Origin of the sequence: Kribbella qitaiheensis, assembly GCF_014217565.1 — a bacterium.
GTDB classification, from domain to species: Bacteria; Actinomycetota; Actinomycetes; order Propionibacteriales; family Kribbellaceae; genus Kribbella; species Kribbella qitaiheensis_A.
Map to the genome: position 1 here is coordinate 5194597 of NZ_CP043661.1, position 18655 is coordinate 5213251.

19 protein-coding genes are annotated in these 18655 nt (G+C 67.9%); 11 read left to right on the plus strand and 8 right to left on the minus strand.

Annotated elements, in window-relative coordinates; translation table 11 throughout:
- Nucleotide 1 precedes the first annotated feature (1 nt).
- Entirely contained in the window at nucleotides 2-883 is an 882-nt protein-coding gene (locus F1D05_RS24680; RefSeq protein ID WP_185442813.1) for a hypothetical protein, read from the minus strand.
- Between the two features lie 120 nt (nucleotides 884-1003).
- Between F1D05_RS24680 and F1D05_RS24685 the strand changes: the two genes are divergently transcribed.
- Nucleotides 1004-3166, plus strand: coding sequence for an alpha/beta hydrolase-fold protein (locus F1D05_RS24685; protein ID WP_185442814.1), 2163 nt, complete (start codon nucleotides 1004-1006; stop codon nucleotides 3164-3166).
- Here F1D05_RS24685 and F1D05_RS24690 read toward each other — a convergent pair.
- Entirely contained in the window at nucleotides 3163-3963 is an 801-nt protein-coding gene (locus tag F1D05_RS24690) for a sigma-70 family RNA polymerase sigma factor (RefSeq protein WP_246485940.1), read from the minus strand. The genes F1D05_RS24685 and F1D05_RS24690 overlap by 4 nt on opposite strands.
- Nucleotides 3964-4236: 273 nt before the next feature.
- Here F1D05_RS24690 and F1D05_RS24695 point away from each other — a divergent pair, with 273 nt between their 5' ends.
- Entirely contained in the window at nucleotides 4237-4380 is a 144-nt protein-coding gene (locus F1D05_RS24695; protein ID WP_185442818.1) for a GPGG-motif small membrane protein, read from the plus strand.
- 77 nt (nucleotides 4381-4457) lie between these two features.
- Here the strand turns inward: F1D05_RS24695 and F1D05_RS24700 are convergent, their stop codons facing one another.
- The gene (locus F1D05_RS24700; RefSeq protein WP_185442820.1) at nucleotides 4458-4949 is read right to left on the minus strand and encodes a hypothetical protein; all 492 of its coding nucleotides are present in this window, start codon (nucleotides 4947-4949) and stop codon (nucleotides 4458-4460) included.
- A gap of 165 nt (nucleotides 4950-5114) precedes the next feature.
- Between F1D05_RS24700 and F1D05_RS24705 the strand changes: the two genes are divergently transcribed.
- Nucleotides 5115-5840: a putative quinol monooxygenase gene (locus F1D05_RS24705; protein ID WP_246485941.1), complete on the plus strand. Its 726-nt coding sequence runs from the start codon at nucleotides 5115-5117 to the stop codon at nucleotides 5838-5840.
- A gap of 163 nt (nucleotides 5841-6003) precedes the next feature.
- The gene (locus F1D05_RS24710) at nucleotides 6004-6969 is read left to right on the plus strand and encodes a serine protein kinase RIO (RefSeq protein ID WP_185442822.1); all 966 of its coding nucleotides are present in this window, start codon (nucleotides 6004-6006) and stop codon (nucleotides 6967-6969) included.
- A 47-nt stretch (nucleotides 6970-7016) separates the two neighbouring features.
- On the opposite strand, the gene F1D05_RS24715 is transcribed toward F1D05_RS24710, so the two are convergent.
- Nucleotides 7017-8672, minus strand: coding sequence for an FAD-binding dehydrogenase (locus tag F1D05_RS24715; RefSeq protein ID WP_185442824.1), 1656 nt, complete (start codon nucleotides 8670-8672; stop codon nucleotides 7017-7019).
- A 91-nt stretch (nucleotides 8673-8763) separates the two neighbouring features.
- Between F1D05_RS24715 and F1D05_RS24720 the strand changes: the two genes are divergently transcribed.
- Together F1D05_RS24720 and F1D05_RS24725 are read left to right on the plus strand one after the other, a co-directional pair.
- Nucleotides 8764-10689, plus strand: a complete 1926-nt coding sequence (locus tag F1D05_RS24720; protein WP_185442826.1) for a DUF5107 domain-containing protein — start codon at nucleotides 8764-8766, stop codon at nucleotides 10687-10689.
- 147 nt (nucleotides 10690-10836) lie between these two features.
- Complete coding sequence (locus tag F1D05_RS24725; RefSeq protein WP_185442828.1) at nucleotides 10837-11226, plus strand: hypothetical protein; 390 nt, start codon at nucleotides 10837-10839, stop codon at nucleotides 11224-11226.
- A 173-nt stretch (nucleotides 11227-11399) separates the two neighbouring features.
- Here the strand turns inward: F1D05_RS24725 and F1D05_RS24730 are convergent, their stop codons facing one another.
- Complete coding sequence (locus F1D05_RS24730) at nucleotides 11400-12047, minus strand: TetR/AcrR family transcriptional regulator (RefSeq protein WP_185442830.1); 648 nt, start codon at nucleotides 12045-12047, stop codon at nucleotides 11400-11402.
- Nucleotides 12048-12238: 191 nt separating this feature from the next.
- On the opposite strand from F1D05_RS24730, the gene F1D05_RS24735 reads away from it, so the two are divergent.
- The 3 genes from F1D05_RS24735 (at nucleotide 12239) to F1D05_RS40760 (ending at nucleotide 14588) form a co-directional block, all read left to right on the plus strand.
- Nucleotides 12239-13417, plus strand: a complete 1179-nt coding sequence (locus F1D05_RS24735) for a phosphatidylinositol-specific phospholipase C1-like protein (RefSeq protein ID WP_185442832.1) — start codon at nucleotides 12239-12241, stop codon at nucleotides 13415-13417.
- Between the two features lie 7 nt (nucleotides 13418-13424).
- Nucleotides 13425-13871 (plus strand): OsmC family protein, encoded by a 447-nt coding sequence (locus F1D05_RS24740; RefSeq protein ID WP_185442834.1) that lies wholly within the window; start codon nucleotides 13425-13427, stop codon nucleotides 13869-13871.
- A 450-nt stretch (nucleotides 13872-14321) separates the two neighbouring features.
- A complete protein-coding gene (locus F1D05_RS40760; protein WP_246486897.1) occupies nucleotides 14322-14588 on the plus strand; it encodes a transposase in 267 nt (88 codons plus the stop codon).
- A 41-nt stretch (nucleotides 14589-14629) separates the two neighbouring features.
- Here the strand turns inward: F1D05_RS40760 and F1D05_RS42130 are convergent, their stop codons facing one another.
- Nucleotides 14630-15784, minus strand: coding sequence for an FUSC family protein (locus tag F1D05_RS42130; protein ID WP_185442836.1), 1155 nt, complete (start codon nucleotides 15782-15784; stop codon nucleotides 14630-14632).
- A gap of 71 nt (nucleotides 15785-15855) precedes the next feature.
- On the opposite strand from F1D05_RS42130, the gene F1D05_RS24755 reads away from it, so the two are divergent.
- On the plus strand, nucleotides 15856-16359 hold the full coding sequence (locus F1D05_RS24755) for a DUF5709 domain-containing protein (protein WP_185442838.1): 504 nt from the start codon (nucleotides 15856-15858) through the stop codon (nucleotides 16357-16359).
- A gap of 91 nt (nucleotides 16360-16450) precedes the next feature.
- Here the strand turns inward: F1D05_RS24755 and F1D05_RS24760 are convergent, their stop codons facing one another.
- Together F1D05_RS24760 and F1D05_RS24765 are read right to left on the minus strand one after the other, a co-directional pair.
- Nucleotides 16451-17779 (minus strand): cytochrome P450, encoded by a 1329-nt coding sequence (locus tag F1D05_RS24760; protein ID WP_185442839.1) that lies wholly within the window; start codon nucleotides 17777-17779, stop codon nucleotides 16451-16453.
- Between the two features lie 105 nt (nucleotides 17780-17884).
- Nucleotides 17885-18409, minus strand: a complete 525-nt coding sequence (locus F1D05_RS24765; protein WP_185442841.1) for a PucR family transcriptional regulator — start codon at nucleotides 18407-18409, stop codon at nucleotides 17885-17887.
- Between the two features lie 12 nt (nucleotides 18410-18421).
- On the opposite strand from F1D05_RS24765, the gene F1D05_RS42135 reads away from it, so the two are divergent.
- Nucleotides 18422-18547 (plus strand): hypothetical protein, encoded by a 126-nt coding sequence (locus F1D05_RS42135; protein WP_281388742.1) that lies wholly within the window; start codon nucleotides 18422-18424, stop codon nucleotides 18545-18547.
- The last annotated feature ends 108 nt before the right edge of the window (nucleotides 18548-18655 follow it).

The following is an 18655-nucleotide window of genomic DNA, read 5'->3' on the forward strand; positions in this document are numbered from 1 at the left end:
GTCAGAGCCGGTTGTACCGCTTCCTGGCCTCGCGGCTCTCCTTCTGCGCGTCACGAGCGCTCTTCCGCGCCTCGTCCAGCTCCTCGCCGATCCGGTGGACCGCCTCCTGGGCATCGGCCAGCGCTTCGCGAGCCGCGTCCAGCCGGCCGGCGAGATCGGTGACCGACTCCTCGGCGGACTCCGCGGCGGCTACCGCCTCCTCGAGTTCCTTCTTGGCCGCGGCCTTCTCGGCGGCCTCGCGCTCCTCTTCCTCGCGCTCGGCCCGCTCCCGCTTCGCCTTCTGGGCAGTGGATTCCCCGGTGTCATCCGCGGGCTGCTTCGCTTCGGCGGCCTTCGTCCGGCGGTCCTCGGCCCGTTTGCGGCGCTCGTCGGTCAACGGCGTCACGTTGGACGGCTCGCCGCTCTCGTCGACGACACCGAACCCGACGTGCCGCAACGCGCTGCTCAACCGGCCATCACGAACCGCTTCACCGGCCGCCGGATCGACCAGGGCGGCGTCGAGGGTTTCGCGCAGCTTCTGCCCGACATCCGCGCTGATCTTCTGGCCTTCGCGTTCCGACAGCCCGGCCGCCGACTTCGACAGTTGGTCGAGCAGTTTGTGCCGTCGAGGGGTCAATTCGCGGAGGCGCTCGCCGTCGAGGTCCGCCGTCGCCTGCCGGAACTCGTCACCGAGCGCGAGCAGGTCGTCGATGTCGTCGGGAAGCTCGCGAGCGACCAGATTGGCGAGCCACGCGGCGACGGTCGGCTTGCGTAAGGCCTTCAGCCGGGTCGAGCCGAGCTGATCGCCGGCCGCCTTCAGCTCCTTGGCCAGCTCGTTGCGAGTAGCAATGAAGTCGGCCGAGGGCGCGGCGTACAACCGGCTCGCCGCTTCTTCGAAGTCCACCATGCCGACGCTACAGGAGCCTACCGGTCGCAGGACCAGAGCCCGAGGGCTTGTAATCGTTTACGTAAGCGATTACAAAGAGCTTGATCAGTCAGCTTCCCCTGCCTGGAGCCGTGCAGAATGCGAACGAATCTTCCCGTCCTGGCCGCGACCGCGGCCGCCGCCCTGGTCGTCAACCTGCTGATCCCGTCAGCCGGACCCCCTGCGGCCAGCACTGCGAAAGCCGAGGCAGGCGTGATCACCGAAGCCGCCGTCCGTTCCGCCACCCTCGGCGAGGACATTAAGTACAACGTCTATCTGCCTGGCGGCTACCAAACGTCGTCCCAGCGCTACCCCGTGATCTACCTCCTGCACGGTCGAGGCGACTCGATGAGCGCCTGGACCCAGCTAAAGGGTCGCCTGGACGACCTGATCGCGACCGGCGAGATCCCGCCCACGATCGCGGTGATGCCGGACGCGCCCTGGAGCGATCGGGCGAGCTACTACGTCGACTCGGCGTACAAGGGCGAGGATCCCGGCCGTCCGGTCGAGACGGCGCTGATCCACGATCTGGTCCCGCACGTCGACGCGGCGTACCGGACGATCGCCGATCGCACCGGCCGTGCGATCGCGGGGTACTCGATGGGAGGCTCCGGCGCACTGCGGTATTCGATGGTGCACGCGGACCTGTTCGGCGCCGCGATCGTGCTCAGCCCAGCGGTCTACTCACCGCTTCCGCCGGCCGGCTCCAGCGCCCGCGAATTCGGTGCCTACGGCAAGGGAAAGGCCGCGTTCTCCGAGGCGGTGTACCGGAGGCTGAACTATCCGGCCGCGTTCGAAGCCTTTGCCGGCAAGGGACTCCAGTCGCACCTGTTCATCGCGGTCGGCGACGACGAGTACAAGAACCCGGAGCCGAAGGACTACCAGCACGATCTGGACTTCGAGGCGCACGTGGTGTTCAACCAGGCCGTCCGGGTGCCGAACCTGACGAGCGAGTTCCGGGTGGTCGACGGTGGTCACGACTGGGACGTCTGGGGTCCCACCTTCGTCGAGGGCGCGAAGTACATCTTCCAGTTCATCGGCAAGCCGCCCGCGACGCCGATGAAGGCGGCGCTGTCGGGGACGGCAGGCGAGGATCGGGCCGGTGGGATCGCGGTCGATCCGGCCGGCAACACCTACGAGGCGATCGCCGCCGAGGGATCGATCGACGGTCAGCCGTACGCCGGGGGCAAGGACGTCGCACTCACGAAGTACGGGCCGGACGGCACCAAGCTGTGGTCGCGCGAGCTGGGCACGAGCGGAACCGAGCGCGCGTACGGCGTCGCGCTCGATCCGCAAGGCCGCCCGGTGGTCACGGGCTATACGACGGGCGACCTGGACGGAAATCACCCCGGCAACCCCTCCGACGATGCCTTCGCCACCCGGTACGACGGGAACGGCAATCGCGAGTGGATCACCCAGTTCGGCACCACGGCGGCGGACCGTAGCTACTCGGTGGCGACGGATTCAGCCGGCGGGACCTATCTGGGCGGCTACACGAAAGGCAATCTCGGCGGCACCAATCTGGGCGACAAGGACGCGTTCGTCGCCAAGCTGGACGGCGATGGGAAGCAGGTCTGGTTGCGTCAGGTCGGCAGCGCCGCTGAGGAGAAGGGGATGGCCGTCGTTGCCGGCGGCGAGTCGGTCTACCTGGGTGGGATGACCGCGGGTGCCCTCGGCGAGCCGCTCGGCGGACTCGATGGATTCGTCGCCCGCTACGACCAGGCCGGTACGGCGAATTGGCTGAAGCAACTCGGCACCACCGAGGCGGACGAGGTCTGGGCGCTGGCCGCGGACGGTTCCGGCGGCGCCTTCCTGACCGGCTACACCGCAGGCGACTTCGCCGCGCCTCTCGCGGGGGACAAGGACCTGGTCGTGGCCAGGGTCGACTCGACCGGAGTCGTTGTCTGGAAGGACCAACTCGGTACTGCAGGCAACGACAAGGGCGCGGCCATCACTCCGGACGGAGCCGGTGGAGTCTTCGTCGCCGGCTTCACCGACGGCCAATTGCAGACCGGCCTCGGCAAGTTCGACGTGGTACTGGCTCGCTATGCGCAGGATCAGAGTCGCACCTGGGTTCGCCAGTTCGGCACCACCGAGGACGATGGTGCGGATGCGTTCGCCGAAGCCAACCTTTTCGTCGCCGGACGCGCCGGTACGGCGTACCTCTCGGGTCTGACCGCGGGTGATACCAGCACGCAGCCCCGGTTGGGCAACGGCGACGTCTTCCACACGACCTTCGACGCGGAAGGCTCGGGGCACTAGGTGGGGCGGGGGATGCCCCGGGTGAGTTCGGCGCGGAGGCGGTCGAGGATGGTGCGGAGCAGCCGGGAGACCTGCATCTGGCTGACGCCGAGTTCGTTGCCGATCTCCTCCTGGGTGAAGCCGGAGCAGAACCGGAGTTCGAGGATGCGCCGGTCGCGATCGCCGAGCCCATCGACCGCGGGCGCCAGCGTGTGCACGTTCTCGACCAGCTCGTAACCGTCTTCGGCTGCCGGTACTGCCTCGAGCAAGCTCGTCCCGTTCTCCATCCCGCTCGGTGCATCGAGCGACAGCGTGTTGAAGCAGCCACGAACAGAACTCGCTTCGGCGACCTCCGTGGCGGCCGTTCCGAGCGCCTCGGCGGTCTCCTGATTCGTCGGGAGATGACCGAGCCGCTGCGTCAGTTCGGGCTCGGCCGCGGCGATGTTGCCCTGCATCTCCTGGACCCGCCGCGGCGGACGGACGACCCACGCGCAATCGCGGAAGTACCGCTTCAGCTCGCCCCGGATCGTCGGTATGGCGTACGCGAGGAAGGCGGTCGCCTCGTCGAGCCGGTAACCATTGGCAGCCTTCACCAGCCCGAGGTAGGCCACTTGCTCGAGGTCGTCGGCATCGACGCCCTTACGGCGATATCGGGACGCCATCGAGCGCGCTACCGGGGCATTCAGGACGACCACCTCGTCCAGCAGTTCCTGATGCCGCGGATCGGGCACCCGTTCGGCCTCGGCCAACAGCTCCTGGGTGGTGTCGGCAATCAGCTGCTTCGAGTCGTCGTCGGCGTGGACAGGTGCGATGGTCACGGTGAGAAACCTCGTCGTGGTCGTCCTGCGGTCAGTGGCATCACGGCTGAACCACTTCCCTCCACCAGACCAAACCCAGGCCGCCGAATCAACCCTAGGAGTGTTGCAACCGTTTGAATGTGCTGTGAGGAGGGTCACGGGACCGGCCGGTTGAAGTAAAAAAATCGGCACCGTTTGTGCTCGGTGGAGGGCGGGCACCTGAATGGCCAGAGAACACGGGGAAGTCAGTCGCCGGACCCTTGCCGGTCCGGCGCGTCGAGAAAGGAAACGACCATGGGCTTAGTGCTCTGGATCATCGCGGCAATCCTCGTCATCTCGGGGATCGTCTCCCTCGTCCGCGGCCAGGTTTTGATGGGTGCCGCCCTCATCGTCGTCGGGCTACTGGTCGGCCCTGGTGGCGTCAGCATCTTCACCTGACCTGAACGACTGAAGAGTGGGTGGTGACCGGATCCGGTCACCACCCACTCCCACGTCCGGGCCCTGCGGGCCTCGATTCAGCCAGGGCGGCGGAAGACCTTGAGAGCGGTGGCCATCCGGAGTTCTTCGAGTTCCTCGATCTGGGCGGCGGCATCCTTCAGCAAGGCGTCGAACTCGGCGACGACGAACCGTTCTTCGTCCTCGGCGAGCTTCCGCAGCACCCGCCAGCCGGCGGCCTTCCCCTCGACCGCGATCCGCAGCATCTCCAGTTCGGCCACGTCGCTGAGCGGCGAACGCCGGATCAGCTCGCCGTTCGGCTTGAACCGGCCGAGCTTCTCGGCCACCCAGGCGCCGGCGTTCTTCACCGGATCCGGCTTGGACCCGACCGCGGCGAGGAACCGTTCGAGCGCGACGCGTTCGGCGTCGACCTGCTCGATGATCCTGGTGAGTGCCGTCCGGGTGACCGGATCGCTCTGCTGATCGGCCGCCCGCCGGAACAACTCGATCCCCGCCGACGAGCCGGCGTAGTGGTCCTGCAGATAAGTCCCGAGCCGTCCTTCGTCGATCATCCGTCGCTCCCGCGCGCTGGTCGGTCCCCAGGATTCCCCGGTACCCCATCATCGGCCGCCCAGACCCGATCGACAGAGAAAAGCTGACGGAAGATGTCAGGGTTCGCCGGTTGACTGACGGCGTACCGGCGTACCGGATCGGTGGCTGCGAGGTGGAGGTTCGGAATGACGGAGTGTTGTGCGGTGGTCGATCTGCGGCAGTACACGTTGCGGCCGGGGCGGCGGGACGCCCTGATCGAGGTCTTCGACGAGGCGTTCGTCGAGGGGCAGGAGGCCGAGGGGATGCATATCTGCGGCCAGTTCCGGGATCTCGACGATCCGGACCGGTTCGTCTGGTTGCGGGGGTTCACCGACCTGCCGGCTCGTGCCAAGGCGCTCAACGGGTTCTACTACGGCCCGGTCTGGAAAGCGCGCGGCGGCGAGGCGAACGCCACCATGCTCGACTCGGACAACGCCCTGCTGCTGAAGCCGATCGAACTCGGCTCCGCCTTCCCCGCTCTCGACGCACCCAGGCCCCCGATCGGCGCGACCGAGATCCCCACCTCTGTGATCGCCGGAGCCGTCTACCACCGCAGTACGGCGGACGACGGCTTCGTGGAGTTCTTCGCCGACCAGGTGGCGCCGGCGTTGACCGGATCCGGCGCAGCCCTCACCGCGACCTTCGAGACCCTCGCAGTGGAGAACAACTTCCCCGTACTACCGCTCCGCGACGAGACCGTCTTCGTCTGGCTCGCGACGTTCCCCAGCGACAGCGCCTACGCCGAACACCGCCGCCAGTTGGCCGGATCGCGCGCCTGGCAGACCAAACTCCTTCCCGAACTCACCTGCCGCAGCACCGCCCCCACCCAACTTCTGCACCTCCGCCCCACCGCCCGCTCCCAGCTCCGCTGACGGGCCGAAGTTAATTCAGTTGCGGTGGGTGGGGTGCGGACCGCATTCTGAGGCGACTGAGCAGCTACGACTGCTGCCTGGACTAAGGAGGGTTGACGAATGGCCATCACTGCGCTGCGGCATGCCCGCGTCAGCCTCACTTCTTTCTCCGGGAGCACATCTGATGTCGTCCGACGTCTTTCGCACCAACCCCGAACTAACTGAGCAGAACCACACCGACCGGGAGTTCGCCGACCTCGACTCCCGCTGGGCCGCACTCACCGCCGACGACTCCGAACCGGATGTCGCCGACGCGTTCGTCTTCCGGTTCTCCGAAGTCGACGAACAGCTCGGCCCGGACCAACGCTGGTCGACCTGGCTGGATGTCGAGCGCGGTTCTCGCGGCCCCGATTCGCCGACGCAGCCACGACCCGACTGGGTCGTGACGGAACAGGCGGCGATCGATACCGAGCTCGGCATCCTCAAAACCGGCAAGGAAGCCGACGTCTTTCTGGTCGAACGGGCCGTTCAGGCCATCGGCGCCAGCCCCGCCAAACGGTCGCTGCTGGCCGCCAAACGGTACCGCTCGGAGGAACACCGGTCGTTCCACCGAAGTACGTCGTACGTCGAAGGCCGGCGCACTCGCAACAGCCGTGACACCCGCGCGATGGCGAAGAAGAGCGCGCACGGCCGGAGCGTCGCCGCCGGCCAATGGGCGTACGCCGAATGGGATGCGCTCAACCGGCTCTGGAAAGCCGGCGTCCCGGTGCCCTACCCGGTCCAGGTCGACGGCATCGAACTGCTGATGGAGTTCATCGACGACGGTGAGGGCGGTGCCGCGCCACGCCTTGCCCAGGTGCGACCGTCGAAGGCACTGCTCGACCAGTACTTCGAACAGCTCCGCGACGGGATGCGTGAACTCGCCCGGGCCGGCCTGGCGCACGGCGACCTCTCGCCGTACAACGTGCTGGCGCAGGGCGATCGCATCGTGATGATCGATCTCCCGCAGGTGGTCGACATCGTCGGCAACCCCAAGGGGATGGACTTCCTGCTCCGCGACTGCCACAACATGGCCACCTGGTTCACCAACCGCGGCCTGGAGATCGACGAGCAGGAGCTCTTCGCGGATCTACTGACCATGGTGTTCTGAGGGCGTCGAACGGCGCCGGTCAGGTGCCGAAGGGCTGGTCGAAGGGGTCAGGACACCGCCTTCGCGGCCGCGCGGCCGGCTGTGCGGCCGGTGAAGAGGCAGTTGCCGACGAAGGTTCCTTCGAGCGAGCGGTAGCCGTGGCTGCCGCCGCCGCCGAAGCCGGCGACCTCACCGGCCGCGTAGACGCCCGGCAACGGGGTGCCGTCGGCCCGCAGTACGCGGGAGTCCAGATCGGTCTGCAGGCCGCCGAGGGACTTGCGGGTAAGGATGTTCAGCTTCACCGCGATCAGCGGGCCCGCCTTCGGGTCGAGGATCTTGTGCGGGCTCGCGACCCGGATCAGCTTGTCGCCGCGATAGTTCCGGGCGCCACGGAGCGCGGTGATCTGCAGGTCCTTGGTGAAGGTGTTGTCCATCTCCCGGTCCCGGGCGACGATCTGCCGTTCCAGGTCGGTCAGGTCGATCAGCTTGTCAACGGTCAGCTCGTTCATCCCGCGGACCAGGTCGGCCAGGTTGTCGCGGACGACGAAGTCGGCGCCCTTTTCCATGAAGGCGCGGACGGGCGCGGTGGCGCCGCCGCGAGCCCGGCCGAGGACGGCCTTGATGTCCTTGCCGGTCAGGTCGGGATTCTGCTCCTGACCCGACAGCGCGAACTCCTTCTCGATGATCTTCTGGGTCAGCACGAACCAGCTGTAGTCGTAGCCGGTGGTCATGATGTGCTCGAGCGTGCCGAGGGTGTCGAAGCCGGGGAACAGCGGCACCGGCAGTCGCTTGCCGGTGGCATCGAACCACAGCGACGACGGGCCGGGCAGGATCCGGATGCCGTGCATCGGCCAGATCGGGTCCCAGTTCCGGATGCCCTCGACGTAGTGCCACATCCGGTCGCGGTTCACGTACCGGCCGCCGGCCGCCTCGGTGATGCCGAGCATCCGGCCGTCCACGTGCGCCGGTACACCGGAGATCATGTGCTCCGGTGGCTTCCCCATCCGGGCCGGCCACTGCGCGCGGACCAGGTCGTGGTTGCCGCCGATCCCGCCGGAGGTGACGATCACCGCCTGCGCGGTGAGAGCGAAGTCCTCGACCTCGGTGCGGGAGCTCGCGACGCCACGAGCCACATCGCTCGGCTCCAGCACCTTCCCGCCGACGCCGTCGACGACGCCGGCCGTCACGGTCAGCTCGTCGACGCGGTGCCGGAACCTGAACTCCACCAGGCCTTTCGCCACCGCCTCACGGACGCGGCGCTCGAACGGCTCGACCAAACCCGGCCCGGTGCCCCAGGTGATGTGGAACCGCGGCACCGAGTTGCCGTGCCCATCGGCGTTGTAGCCGCCGCGCTCGGCCCAGCCGACCACCGGGAAGAATCTGACCCCCTGCCCATGCAGCCAGGGGCGCTTCTCGCCGGCCGCGAAGTCGACGTACGCCTCGGCCCACTGCCGGGCCCACTTGTCCTCATCGTCCAGCCGGTCGAAGCCGGCCGAGCCGAGCCAGTCCTGCAGGGCCAGGTCGCGGGAGTCCTTGATGCCGAGCCGGCGCTGTTCGGGTGAGTCGACGAACATCAGCCCGCCGAACGACCAGAAGGCCTGGCCGCCGAGTGACGCCTCCGGTTCCTGGTCGAGCAACAACACCTTCTTGCCCGCATCGGCCAGTTCGGCGGTGGCGGCCAGCCCGGCCAGCCCCGCTCCGACGACGATCACATCAGCGTCCATCTGTTTCCCCTCGCCGCTCGTGGTCGTCCATGTATATCGGACGACGCCCAACCCTGGACTAAGACTGCGCGAAGTTGCGAGAATCGACGCTGTGACGATCCTTTCTGCGCAAGATCTGGTTCTGCCCGCGGCGGCGTTCGGAGCGGAGAACCCGTTGCCGCCGATCCAGCGGAAGGCCGGCCGGGGTCGGCTCGACAACCACGCCGACCTGCCCGCCGAGATGCGGCAGAACCTGGAGTACGGCCAGCTCGGCTACTCGTTGCCGTGTCTCACCCAGGACAACTACGACCGGAGCCTGGTGGACCGGCCGATCCCGACCCTCGTTCTGGAGAACGACCACCTGCGCGCCACCGTCCTGCCGTCGCTCGGCGGACGGCTCTACTCGCTCGTCCACCAGGCGAGCGGCCAAGAGTTGCTCTACCGCAACCCGGTGCTCCAGCCGGCCAACCTCGCCCTCCGCGACGCCTGGTTCGCCGGCGGTGTCGAGTGGAATCTCGGCAGCACCGGCCACTGGACCGGCACCTGCTCGCCGATGCACGCCGCCCGGGTCGAGGGCCCGGACGGCAGCCCGATCCTGCGCCTGTGGGAGTGGGAACGCAGCCGGAACCTCGTCACCCAACTCGACTTCTGGCTCCCGGACGACTCCGAGTTCCTGTACGTCGGGGCGCGGATCCAGAATCCGTCGACCGATCCGGCCCCGGTGTACTGGTGGTCGAACATCGCCGTCGAGCAGGCGCCGGACACCCGGGTCCTGGTGCCCGCGAACCAGGCGTGGCAGCACGGCTACGGCAACCGGCTCGACCTGGTGGACCTACCGGTGCAGGACGAGGTCGACCTCAGCTACCCGATGCGGCATCGGCGGGCGATCGACTTCTTCTTCGAACCCCTGCCGGAGCAGCAGCCGTGGATCGCGGCACTCGATGCTGATGGCAACGGGTTGGTGCAGACCTCGACCGAGCGGCTGCCCGGCCGGAAGATGTTCGTCTGGGGTGAGAGCCGGGGCGGTCACCGCTGGCAGGAGTGGCTCTCGCCCGGCAAGCAGAATGATGGGTACTGCGAGATCCAGGCCGGTCTGGCCAAGACCCAGCTCGAACACCTGAAGTTGCCTGAAGCAACGGAATGGCACTGGCTGGAGGCGTATGGTCGCCTCGACGTCGATCCGGCCGTCGCGCACGCCGAGGAATGGGAGGTGGCGCGGACGGGTGTCGCCGCCACCTTGAAGTCATTGCTCAGTGCAACCGATTTGGCCGGGCGCGAGAAGGATTGGCTGACGGTCGCGGACTCGGCGCCAGGCGAGACCTTGTCGGCCGGCTCGGGATGGGGAGCGCTCGAGCTACGGCGTACGGGCTGGAAGGTCTCGACCGGTACGCCGTTCGGCGACGCCACCATGAGCGATCGGGAACGCGCCTGGTTGCCCGTACTCGAAGGACGAATGCCGGCGAGTGCGGCGGCGCCGGATGGGACCTTGGTGGGCTGGCGTGAGCTGCTCGAAGCGGTCGAGGACGACAACTGGTTGAGTTGGTATCACCGCGGAGTCGCCCGCTGGTACGCCGGCGACGAGCCCGGCGCGATCGAGGCCTGGCACAGATCCCGGACAAGCCAGGACAACCCGTGGGCACTGCGCAACCTGGCGATCGCCACCGGAGACGAGTCGTACTACGAACGCGCGGTGGAACTCAGTTCGCCGCAGCGGGCAGAGTTGCTGGCCGAGGCGATGAACGCCTTCCTTGCCAGCGGTGGAACCGCGCAGGCGCAGCGGGTCTTCGAGCAGGCCGGTCATTTGGCATCGGATCCCAGGATCCGTCATGCCAAGGTTCGATTGCTCCTGCAGTCCGGTGATCCGGAAGGGGCGGAAAGCTTGCTGGACGAGGGGATCGAACTGCCCGGCCTGCGGGAGGGCGAGAACGATCTGGCCGGCCTCTGGCGGGAGATTCAGGAGCAGCTCGGTAAGGATCGAACCGTTCCCACGCAGTACGAATTCAGCATGCTGGGTGACCGGGGGGAGACCGGTTCCTAACGGTTTGGGTTTCGACTGGAAATCTTTTGTCAGAACGTGGGAACCGGCGCATTCTTGGAGGCGTCAGAACCGTTGTGCGGGAAGGCCGCAGCTGTATCGACAAAGACGACCGCCAATGCGGGCGGCGCGTCGGGGGTAGGTGCCATGTTGACTATCGTTGTATTCGGAGGGTTCGGCCTGGTGCTGCTGGTCGCAGCATGCATCGTGGCAGACGTGGTCGCGGGTGGGAGACGTCGCGATCAGGGTGAGGAGAAGACGGCGGGGTTGGTGGTCCGGGTTCGGGGACCGATCCGCGGTCAATTGGTGGGCGGTGCTCCGGCGGAGTACGTCGAGGTCACCGTCGAGTACTACACGCGGCATGGCGAAGGCCCGTTCGAGGTCCTGCGCAAGCTGCCGGTGAACAGCAGGGTCGTCTACGCCAAGAACGACCGCGTGATCGTCAGCTACGACGTACGGGCGCCCCGCCGGGCCCGGGTCACGGGCCGGGTCAGCCATTGGCCGCAGTCCGGTCCGCGGCCATCAACGCCGGTCGCCTGACCGAAGAATTCATCAGCCTGGGGCGATCCCAGGAGCCGGGTCCGGACCGGTGCACCCGAACCCTCGCCTCAGTGGCGGGGGCCTTTTAGTTATTCCCGCTCCAGCCCGATCGCGGCTTCGAGCGGCGCGGCGGCGAGAGCGCCGCCGCGGCCGGGCCGGTCAGGTCTGCCGTACTACGGCAGGTGTGGCTCCAGGAGCCGATGCAGCGCCGGGCGCCCCTGCGACAGCACGTACTCCGCGGCTTCGGCCGGCAGCCGGTCGGCCAGATGGGCCAGCGCCTCGCCCATCGCGATCGTCAGGGTCACCGCGAGCCGGAACTCGCGACCGTCCCGGGCTCCGAACCGCAGAGTCAGCAACTCCGCGAACTCGCCTGCGTGCTGGTCGTCGAACTCGCCGGGGGTCGCCTCCAGGTCTGGATCGCCCAGCCCGCTCAGCACGACCGCACGGAAGCCGGGGTCGTTGCGGTGCATCTCCCGGAAGGTGTCCAGGGTGACATCGACGGCCTGTCGCCAGTCCTCGACGACGGCCAGCCGCCCCCGGACCGCCTCGGTGTAGCGGTGCTGGTTGCGGCGCTCGATGGCCTGGATCAGGGTCCGCTTGTCCGGGAAGTACCGGTAGACGCTGCCGACCGCGATCTCGGCGCGCTTGGCGATGGTGCTGGTGGAGGCCGCGTCGTAGCCGCGCTCGACCACCTCCGCGCAGGCGGCGTCCAGGATCCGCTCGACCTGACGGTTGGCGCGGTCCTGGGTGGGGGTCCGGCGCAGCGGATAGGCCGCGTCGGCGGCGGACCCGTGTTCGGCACCGGTTGACGTGGTGACCATGGGCTCATTGTGCCTCGCGAAAGCGACAACGTTGCCAAAACCCACAGTCATGTCATCAATCTGTGTGACTGATATCCAGTTCAGTGCGGCCGTTGGTTCGTGCCATGACAGCTTTCGGTCAGCCCGATGACACCGGACTGGACGAGACTCATGCTCAGATCGACACCGCCAGGTCCTTCAGAGGAGATCCAATGCAGATCGGCAACAAGATGGTCGCGGGCGTCGCGTCCCTGACCGTCGCCCTGGGAGGTCTGGCCGGCTCGGCCCTGACCCCCGCCAAGCAGACGCCCAGCACGGACAACCTCCGCACCGCGGGCAACTCCGGACTGCGGATGAACCAGATCCAGCAGGTCGGTTCGCACAACTCCTACCATCGTGAGCTGAGCCCGGCGGAGCAGGCCGTGCAGAAGCAGCTGAACCCGGGGTCGGTGGACCTGTGGTACTCGCATGCCCCGATCCAGCAGCAGTTGGAGGACCAGCGCGTCCGGACGCTGGAGCTCGACCTGTTCCCGGACCCGGCCGGAGGTCTCTACACCTACCCGCTGATCCGCAAGCTGACCGGCCAGGGCCCGCTGACCGATCCGGCGCTGGCGCAGCCCGGGATCAAGGTCATGCACGTCCCGGACTTCGACTACAACACCAACTGCCGGACCTTCGTGATCTGCCTGCAGCAGGTCAAGGCCTGGACGGACCAGCACCCCAACGCAGCGCCGATCTCGATCAACCTCGAGCTGAAGCAGTCCGACCCGCAGGTGGTCGCGGCCGGTGGCGTTAAGGCACCGCCGTGGGACCTCACCAACCTGAACAGCGTCGACACCGAGATCCGGTCGGTCTTCCCCGCCAAGCAGCTGCTGACGCCGGACAACGTCCGCAAGCCCGGCCTGACGCTGGAGCAGTCGGTCCTGACGAAGGGCTGGCCGTCGCTCAACAGCGCCAAGGGCAAGGTGATGTTCTACTTCGACAACGGTGGCGAGGGTGAGATCCGGGACCTGTACCGCGAGGGCAAGCCGAACCTGGAAGGCCGGGCCGTCTTCACCCGTGGCCCCGAGGGCCAGCCGGATGCCGCGATCACCGAGGTGAACGACCCGCGGGGTGCGAACCAGGCCGAGATCCAGCGACTGGTGAAGAAGGGCTACCTGATCCGGACCCGGTCGGACGAGCCGCTGGCGACGATCCGGGACAAGGACTTCAGCCGGGTCGGCATCGCGCTGGCCAGCGGTGCGCAGTACGTCACCACGGACTTCCCGGTGGCAGGAATGGCGTCGCGGTACGACAGCGACTTCGTGGCTCAGCTGCCTGGGCACGTCGCCGTACGATGCAACCCGGTGACGGCATCGACCAAGGTGCCGGCCGGTATTTCGGAGGGATGATCGCGACATGTCGGAGCACGTGGTCGATGTCAGCTGGACCCGCGGTGAGCACGAGTTCACCTACGACACCTACAGCCGCGACCACGAGTGGCGCTTCGACGGCGGGATCACCGTGCCCGGGTCCGCCAATCCGGCGTACCTGGGCAGCCCGGGACCGGTCGACCCCGAGGAGGCGTTCGTGGCGGCGCTGTCGTCCTGCCACATGCTCACCTTCCTCTCGATCGCGGCCAAGAAGCGGCTGGTGGTCGACTCGTACGACGATCACGCGGTCGGCGTGATGGCGAAGAACGCGGCCGGCAAGCTGGCGATCACCCAGGTGACCCTGCACCCGAAGATCACCTTCGCCGGGCCGACGCCGGATGCCGGGACGCTGGAGCGGATCCACCATCTGTCCCACGAGGAGTGCTTCATCGCGAACTCGGTGACCACCGAGGTCACGGTCGCCGGCCTTTAGAGCTCTGTCGGCGCTGGACGCCAAAAAACCACCCGCCGGTCGCCCTGAGCCTCGCGCAATCGGCGTCAGGACAACTCGGCGGGTGGTTTTGGGGTGCACCCTCTGTGGTGGGAGCACCGGTGACGGGTGCAGGCGACGCTGCGCACAAGGGCGCCTCTTGCGTCGTGCGACTTCCGTGCGGTCTACCTCGGTGGGGGAGACCGTCCGGGTGCGTCGCCTGCCCGTCCGTCCGGTTAGCGCCTTACTGCTTAGCGGCGGCGTCGTTCCGGTCGTCAGGGGCGGCGTCGGCCGCGGTGGTCTCGCCGGTCTGCCCGGCGGCGAGAACGCTCATCAATCGGTGGATCGTCATGCCAGTGAGACGCACGCGGACCCCGGGTATGACGGAGATCCGGCAAAACTTTTTGGTGTGATCGGTGTCACGCGGTGCAAACCCGGCCGTTGGTCGCACAGGTGATCGCTCAGGTCTCAAGAATCGCCAGGTGCCCCCCGACGAACACCAGCCGCACGTGCGCGGCCTGCGGGCATTGCGCACCCGGGAACCGCGAGAGCCAAGCGGTCTTCGAGTGCCAAGCCTGCAGACACCAAGCGCATGCCGATACCAACGCCGCAGTCGTAATTCTCGGCCGCGCCCTCAACAGCCTCCCGGCCGCAGGACATGCGGTGCCTGGGCGCAGAGGTCCAGCCCTGGCTGGCAGCGCCAACCAATCAGCTTTATAGCGGCTGAGAATCCCCGGGCTTCAGTCCGGGGAGGATGTCAACTACTTCTCATCCAGCCCGTCGGGCCGGAGCGGGACCAGTTCACGCGCTTCCTCGTACGTCGTACCGGTCAGTTCGAGCAGGTCCACGATGGTCGAGCGGATCTGGCCGAGCACCACCACGGCCGAGAGCCCGGCCGGGGTCGGGAGGTCCGCCGTACGCCGGCCGAGCTCGCCGAGGACGCGGTGCGCGGCCACGTCGGCGGCCGGTTCGAACAGGGACTCCGCGATCAGCCGGGTGCCGTCGGCGAGACGTTCGAGCAGCAGCGGGTACTCCGCCGGCATCTGCTCACCACGCCAGACGGCGACTGCCGCCCGGCGTACGAGGACCCGGATGTTGCGGATCGCCCGGTCCAGCGGGACGACCAGGTCGGCGATCTCCTGGACCCGGCCGCGATGGCGCCGCCGGAACGGGGACATCCGGACCACGGCGACTCCCTCGGCGGCGGCGCTGCGGAGGTCGTCGAGGAGGGATTCGCTGGCTCGGGCGCGGCGCAGTGCGTCCGTGAGGTCGGCCTCGTTGTGGTTGCGGAGCCCGTCGGCCGTCTCGGCCAGGAGCGCGGCCAGCTCGTTCAGTACTGCGGTTGCTTGTTGCCGAGGGCGACGAATCGCCGCGGCGGGTGCGATCGTCGCCGCGGCCAGGGCGACGGCACCGCCGAGCGCCGCATCGAGCCAACGGCTGAACCCGGCGCCGGGATCGGGGAGCAGCGTGGTCACCATCGCCGCCTGGACGCCGGCCTGGGAGACCATCAGGGTGCCCGCGCCGAGGAGGACGGCGACGCTCATCGCGAGCGCGACGACGAAGACGATCTGGGCGATGCCGGTGCCGAACATCTTCACGAACAGGTCGCCGACACCGACCCCGACTGCCACGCCGACCATCACCTCGGCGACGCGGCGCAAACGCTGGCCGAAGCTGAAGCCGAGGCAGACCATCGCGGCTACCGGGGCGAAGAACGGCACTTTGTGGCCGACCAGATAGCGGGCCAGGCCCCACGCGACGCCGGCGGCGAGCGCGCACTGGGCGATGAAGAACGCCCGGTCGCGCCAGCGGTCCACCCGGCGGCGGACCGACGCCCTGGACCGGCGAGCGGCCTGCGGGGCGACGTCGTCGCGCAGTTCACGCAACTGCTCCAGAGTCAGCCTGACCGGATCCATCCCACCATGATGCACGGCCCGCTGCCGCGCTCTGCCTTGATTCAACCCTCGCGGACAGTCAGGGTGGGGGCATGACCGAGAACAACCGTGAGGACTACGGCAGCTACAGCGTCGACGACGAGGATCAGTTGCAGGCAGAGGACACGCTGAACGACCGGGGCGTGGACGATCTGCTGGACGAGGGCTACTCGCCGCCGGAGAAGTGGTCCGCGGGTGAAGGCTTCGGCACCACCGCCGACGAGGCGCTGGAGGGCGAGACGCTCGACCAGCGGATCGCGCAGGAGGAGCCGGACGTCGATCCGTACGCCGAGGAAGGCGAGAACGTCGGCGGTCCCGAGGTCGGTCAGGTCCGATCCGGCCGGCTGGTCGCGCCGGATGAAGGTGCGCACTCCGACGACGAGAAGGACCTGGTCGCCGAGGACGTCGGCTTCGACGGCGCCGCCGCGAGCGCCGAGGAGGCCGCGGTCCACGTGGTCAACGACGACGAGCCCTTCGTGCTCGAAGACGAAGACGAAACCGACCTCGAAGACGTCCGCGACGTGGATCTCGGCGACGTCGGCGACCCGGAGAACTGAAAGAGCCGTCAGTGCGCCGCGCCGGGGGGTTCCGTTGCGGCGCGCTAACGTCCGAAGAACTGGAGGGACGTCACCTCCACTTCTTCGGACATTAGCGGGGAGTGGCGATTAGTTCGCAGCCGCGGGATGGGACCAGGGTTACGTTCCGCGGTGTTGCTTTCTCTGGTTCCGGGCGGAGCGCGTGGACGTTGTAGCGGGTTAGGGCGGCTCGGAGGATCTCGGTGGATTCCAGCAGGGTGAAGCCGGCGCCTATGCAGCGGCGGGTGCCGCCACCGAAGGGGATCCAGGTGCCGGGGGCTGGTGGGTTGTCGCCGAGGAAGCGGTCGGGGTGGAACTCGTTCACTTGCGGGTAGTTCTGCTCGTCGCCTTGCACCAGGCCGATCGCGGCCATCAGGGTGGTGCCGCGCGGTAGGCGGTAGCCGGCTATTTCTGTTGTCTCGGTGAGCCGTCGGCCGACCTGGTAGACGACCGGATGCAACCGCAACGCCTCTTTCGCGATCGCTTCCAGGTAGGCGTCGTTGACGTCGTCAGCCGCCTGTTGTCCGGCCTGCAGCTGGTCAGGTATCCGCGCGAGCTCATGGAACGCCCAGGCCAGCGCCGTCGCTGTCGTCTCGTGCCCGGCCAGCAGCAACGTCACCAGCTGGTCGCGCAGTTCGACGTCCGACCAGGTGCCTGCGGCAAGCAGTTTCGAGAGTACGTCGTTGCGCTCGGCAAGCTCAGGATCGTCCCGCCGGCGCGCGATCTCGTCGTACAGGATCTCGTCGACCTGCTCCTGGGCCCGCAGGAAGGTGCGCCACGGCGGAAATTTCAGCAGGGCGGGATAGAAGCCGCCGAGCATGATGATCGGCCGGACCGAGACCACCTTCTCGACCAGCGGTCGCAGCCGGTCCAGCCGGTCGGAGTCCGTCACCCCGAAGACCACTTGCAGGATCACTTCGAGGGTGAGGTTCCGCATCCGGTCGTGCAGCCGGAAGGACTCTCCGATCGGCCAGGCCTCGACCTCGGCGCGCGCCAGCCGGGCGATCATCTCGGCGTACCCGCGTAGCGCCGCGCCGTTGAAGGCCGGCATCAGCTGGCGGCGCATCCGGACATGGTCGTCATCGTCGACCAGCAACAACGAGTGCTTGCCCATGATCGGCTCGAGCGCGGTGTTCCCCTCACCCGCGTGCACGATCGACGGCGGCGTACTGAAGACCTCGCGGATGTGGTCCGGCCGGCTGAGTACCACGACGACCCGACTGCCCGGCACGAGCCGGACGGTGAAGACATCGCCGTACCGCGCCCGTAGCCGGGGGAAGAACGTCTTACGATGCCCGGCGAACAGGACGGTCTGAGCCAGCGTCGGCAATCGCGATCCCGGCGGGAGCGAACGAGCGGTCTCCCGATCCAGCGTGCGGCTTCCCAGTAACGGCGTGGTCATTGCACCTCCCCGGTCTGCAGCAACGCTACGTCAGCAGCATGAACCCCGAGAGACGAGCGAGTGGCGCCACTGCTGAACAACAGCAGACTGGTGGCGCCCGAGGGCTTAGGAGGCGTCATGTGCAGCCAGGGCGGCTACCAGGCGTGGTAGCTGCTCTGCCTGCGCCGGGTCGAGCCCGGTGAGCTTGTCCACTTGGCGAAGGCGATAGTCCACTGTGTTGGCCTGGACGTGCCGCTCGGCGGCTGTGAGTCGCCTGCTCCGCCCGTGGCTCAGGTAGCACCGCAATGTCTGCAGGAGATCCGGCCGCGCGACCAACGGGTTGACCAACTGCGCCAGTTGGTCACGCGCGGGGCTCGGCCGGGTCAGCTGGTACTCGAGCACCAGATCGTCCAGGCGGTGCACTCCGGCCGGAAGGCGATAGATCCGCACCACCTCCAGCAGCTCCCGCACCAAGGTCACCGCGCCCGGTACCTCGCAGTACGTCGATCTGCGGACGCCGAGCATCGGGCACGACGCCTGCGCGCCGGTAGGAAGCCGGTGGCTCGAAGGCTTGATCCCAAGCTCGATCGCAGCACCGCTCCACCCGAGTGCGGCCGGTATGGCGGCCTTCGGCCGGATCGTCGCTGCCAAGGCGGTGCTCTGATGAAGCTGCGGACTCGTGGGATGTCGTTGCTGGTAGCAACAATGCTCGCCGTGCCTCGGGCCGCCTGCGGATTGTGCACGGACGCCGACTGGACCGACGTACGGCGGAACGCCAAAGCGGGCTGAGCCGCCGCGCACCCGCGCGAGTTGACGCGGGTCCGGACAGGAATCGGGGACCTCGGACAGGAAATAACTTGTCCGAGGTCCCCGGTTCCTGGGTGAAGCCCCCTTCTT